The organism is Nitrospira sp. CMX1 (assembly GCF_054902215.1).
The window spans coordinates 1-4468 of the sequence record NZ_JBUBKD010000042.1; the positions used below are offsets into that span (position 1 = coordinate 1).

A 4468-nucleotide genomic window follows, 5' to 3' on the forward strand; every position below is an offset into this window, starting at 1 on the left:
TTGATCCCATGTATCGCACTGCTTGATCGCCCAGAACACCGCTTCCTTGAGCTTCTTCAGCGTCACGTTGTCGGGGTCGCGAATGGCTTGTAGCTTCTTGTCGAGGTCATACAGTGGCTGGATCGATCGCTTGTCCGGGATCTTGCCGAGTGCCCAGGCGACTTCCGTCAGCACCGTCCAGTCCGTCTTTGGATCTTGGAGTTTTGCCAGTAAGGGCAAGACGACCGATGCGTCACCATGGAGGCCGCCGAGCTGCCCTAAGGATTTTGCTGCTGCAGCTTGAACCTCCAGCTGCGGTGAGGCGTTCATCAGCTCAATGAGCAACGGGATACCGTCTCTGCCGAGGTTGCCGATTGCTGAGAGCGCTTGCTTGGCCAGATCGCGGTCCTTGAGCGCCTCCTTCAACTTCGGCATCGCTGCATCGGCCTGCATGTCTCCAAGAAGCGACATGATCTTGAGTTTTCTGGCTTGGCTGGTGTCTGGAGCATCAAGCAACCTGAGCAGTCGATCCGAGTGACCCCATTCCGCCGCCAGCAACAGGGGAAACTCGTACTTCCCTAAGGCTTCCTGCAGCTTCGTCATCACGTAACGACTGGCATCCGGCGCTTGTGCTGCCTGGGCGGCCGCCACGGCATCTTCAAAGTCAGTGCGTACTTCTTTCTGCCACTTGATCTTCATGCCTCCGAGCAGGTAGGTCAGTTGGCAGGCTGGTCCTTTCCAGAGTCGGGACGGGGCATCGGGAAGGTCTGCATCTCCCCCCGTCACGGCCGTGCCTTCCCAGGTCTTGCGCTGTTCGCATTTTACGCGAAGGATGACGTCGTGAGCTTGCGTAGAATGTCGAACGGCCGAGTATCCGGCGTCGGCCAACCGTTGGACGACGGTGTCGATGAGCGGGGTGGCATCCGCTGAGCCGTTGTCTGTGAGCGCCAGCGCATCGACGAACACCGTCTGGATCTTCTCCAGTTGAGTCCGTTGTTCCGGTGTGAAGTACTCACGGTAGGCCAATCCCGGAGACTCAAGCAGACTCAAAACAAAAGCGGAGAGGAGTATTGGAACAGCAATACGGAATGGATACCACATCTCCTTACTCCACTCCCGCTTGTGCTGCTTCTTCAGGTGGTACCGTGGTGCTTGTTGGTTTCATCGAAGCTCATCTCTCGGTTAAATTTTAGTATACACCTGCTCTCTTATCAGAGGATGGTTTGCGATGATCAATGTGGAAGAGAGTGATATTGACAGCTCCTCATCCCCAATGCTAACTTCGCGAGCTCTGCTTCGTGAATTTCACGAAACTTTAAGGTCCGTCTAAATAATGTAGGTGAGTCGAGAACGGTGATTAAAACAACAGTTGCGCGACGTTACGCACAGGCCCTCTTCGAACTCCTTGACCAATCCAGCATCGATGTGACGCGAAAAGCTCTCGATAGTCTGGGGCAGGCTATGAAGGAGTCTGACCAACTTCGACACGTGGTGGCATCCCCTGCGTTCAGCGTCGAGGAAAAGATTTCGGTGCTGAGGGGGTTGGCTGACAAGTTGGCTTGCCCACAGGCAGGTCAGGCATTTCTTGGACAGTTGGTGAAGAAGAGCCGAGTCGGGTTCCTGCCCGAGATTGCCGTGGCGTTTGGAAAATTGGTTGATCAGTCGAAGGGCACTCAGCCTGTGACCGTGTCCTCCGCAACGGTACTTCCCCTTCCCGAACAGGAGCGGATTAAAGCGCGGCTGCGTGACACACTCAAGCGCGAAGTGGATGTCACGTTCCAGACCGACGCGAGTCATCTTGCCGGGCTGCAGATCCGCATCGGCAGCACGGTGGTCGACAGCACCGTCCAAGGCCGCCTGCGCGACCTGCACGTGGCGTTGACTCGAGAATAAAGGAGTTGTCATGCAGATCAGGGCCGAAGAAATCAGTGCGATTATTAAGGAAAAGATCAAGGGTTTCGACAAACAGGTTGATGTCAAGGAAACCGGGTCGGTCATTCAGGTCGGCGACGGCATTGCCAAGGTGTATGGTCTGGATGGGGCCATGGCCGGAGAGATGTTGGAGTTCCCTGGTGGACTCTATGGGATTGCGCTGAACCTTGAAGAAGACAACGTCGGCGCCGTGTTGATGGGTGACGACGTCGGAATCAAGGAAGGCGATCCAGTCAAGCGGACCGGCCGTATTGCGGAAATCCCGGTCGGCGAGGCGCTCGTCGGTCGAGTCGTCAATGCCATCGGTCAGCCGATCGACGGCAAGGGGCCGATCCAGTCCCCGCATCATTCCCGGATCGAAGTGGTTGCTCCCGGCGTGAATACACGCCAATCAGTCCGAGAGCCGCTGCAGACCGGTATCAAGGCTATCGACGCCATGATCCCGATCGGTCGTGGTCAGCGAGAGTTGATCATCGGCGATCGTCAGACCGGCAAAACGGCTATTGCGGTGGATACGATCATTAATCAAAAGGGTTTGGGTGTTTTCTGTATTTACGTGGCCGTCGGTCAGAAGCGCTCGACGGTTGCCCGCGTGGTCAAGACGCTCGAGGAAAACCATGCGATGGAGTACAGCATGGTGGTGTCGGCGAGCGCCAGTGATCCGGCTCCGATGCAGTTTCTGGCACCTTTCGCAGGTGCGGCAATCGGAGAGTATTTCCGTGATAACGGCAAGCATGCATTGATCGTCTATGACGATTTGTCGAAGCATGCCGTAGCCTATCGCCAGCTCTCGCTCTTGCTTCGTCGTCCCCCGGGACGCGAAGCCTATCCGGGAGATGTGTTTTATTTGCACTCACGCTTGCTTGAACGGGCCGCCAAGCTCAGCGAGAAGCTGGGCGGGGGGAGCCTCACCGCATTGCCCATCATTGAAACGCAAGCGGGTGACGTGTCGGCCTATATTCCAACGAACGTCATCTCGATCACGGACGGGCAGATCTATCTCGGTAGTGATCTGTTCTATTCCGGTATCCGCCCGGCTATTAACGTCGGATTATCGGTCTCCCGCGTCGGCGGATCCGCTCAGATTAAGACGATGAAACAGGTGGCCGGTACGCTCCGGTTGGACTTGGCCCAGTATCGTGAAATGGCGGCGTTTGCTCAGTTCGGCAGCGAGCTCGACAAGGCGACGCAGCTGCAGCTGGCTCGTGGCGTGCGCATGGTGGAGTTGCTCAAGCAGGGGCAATACAAACCGATGCCGGTGGCGGATCAAGTGCTCTCCATCTACGCTGGTACGCAGGGATTCCTCGACGACGTGGCGGTAGACAAGGTTCAGCAGTTTGAGGCGGACCTCCTACATTATATTCAACAAACCCATCCGGACCTGAAGAAGGAAGTGGCGACGATCGGTAAGATCGACGACAAGGTCGGTGGACGGTTGAAAGAGATCATCTCGACCTTCAAACAGAAAATGGGATACGGAGCAAAGTAGCCATCAGCGTTCAGCCGTGAGCTGATTGCTGAGAGCCGACAGCTGAAAGCTAGGATCCATGCCAAGTCTTCAATCATTACGTCGCAAGATTTCAGCATTTAAGAATACGCAGAAGATCACCAAGGCCATGAAGATGGTGGCTGCGGCCAAGCTCAAACGGTCTCAGGACCGTATTCTCGCCGCACGCCCCTATGCGCATAAAATGCGCGGGGTATTGAGTAATCTGAGTCAACGTGTGAACCGATCCTCTCATCCCCTCCTCCAGAAGCGTGAAGGGAAGAAGGTCGAAGTGCTGGTGGTGACGAGCGACCGAGGGCTTTGTGGTGGCTTCAACGGCAATATTGCCCGCAAGAGTTCGGAGTTCGTCCGGCAGTGCGAAGCACGAGGGTTACAAGTTACTTTAAGTATTATCGGTCGCAAAGGACGTGATTACTTCCGTCGTCGGACATGGCCGATTCGACAAGAATGGACCGGGATCTTCGATAAGTTGACCTTTGAACATGCCATCGACATCGGTGGGGACCTCACGGATAATTTCATCAAAGGTACGTTCGACGAACTCTATGTCGTCTACAACGAATTCAAGTCCGCCATTCAGCAGCGGGTGATTGTCGAAAAGCTCTTCCCGGTCGACGCCCAAGAGGAATTTAGTGGGGCGTCCAGTGAGGGCGCTCTGAGTGGTAGCTACCTCTATGAACCGGAAGAAGCAGAGTTGTTGGCCGCCTTGATCCCGAAGCATTTTCAGGTGCAAGCCTATCGGATTTTGTTGGAGTCCGCGGCAGCCGAGCATGGGGCTCGTATGGCCGCGATGGATGGCGCCACACGCAACGCCGGCCAGCTGATCAAGAAAGTGACGCTGTATTACAACAAGACCAGGCAGGCAGCGATCACGAAAGAGTTGATGGATATCGTCGGCGGTGCCGAAGCGTTGAAATAAGTAGACTGTACTGAATGCTGAGTCATAACGGGTCCTCTGTCCTCAGCACTGGGCACTCAGCACTTAGCACTCGAGAAAAAGGGGTGAACTCGTGAGCACAGGAAAAGTGATTCAAGTCATCGGACCGGTTG

Annotated in this window: 4 protein-coding genes; 3 read left to right on the top strand and 1 reads right to left on the bottom strand. The window is 55.6% G+C overall.

Annotated elements, in window-relative coordinates:
- Nucleotides 1-1080: HEAT repeat domain-containing protein (locus ACYX34_RS10855; protein WP_462076581.1), on the bottom strand; the 1080-nt coding region annotated here is incomplete at its 3' end.
- Nucleotides 1081-1332: 252 nt separating this feature from the next.
- On the opposite strand from ACYX34_RS10855, the gene atpH reads away from it, so the two are divergent.
- The 3 genes from atpH to atpG are packed head-to-tail and all read left to right on the top strand — an operon-like array spanning nucleotide 1333 to nucleotide 4337.
- Nucleotides 1333-1872: an ATP synthase F1 subunit delta gene (atpH, locus tag ACYX34_RS10860; protein ID WP_462076582.1), complete on the top strand. Its 540-nt coding sequence runs from the start codon at nucleotides 1333-1335 to the stop codon at nucleotides 1870-1872.
- A gap of 10 nt (nucleotides 1873-1882) precedes the next feature.
- Complete coding sequence (gene atpA / locus ACYX34_RS10865; RefSeq protein WP_462076583.1) at nucleotides 1883-3400, top strand: F0F1 ATP synthase subunit alpha; 1518 nt, start codon at nucleotides 1883-1885, stop codon at nucleotides 3398-3400.
- A gap of 58 nt (nucleotides 3401-3458) precedes the next feature.
- Nucleotides 3459-4337 (top strand): ATP synthase F1 subunit gamma, encoded by an 879-nt coding sequence (atpG, locus tag ACYX34_RS10870; RefSeq protein ID WP_462076584.1) that lies wholly within the window; start codon nucleotides 3459-3461, stop codon nucleotides 4335-4337.
- Nucleotides 4338-4468: the final 131 nt, after the last annotated feature.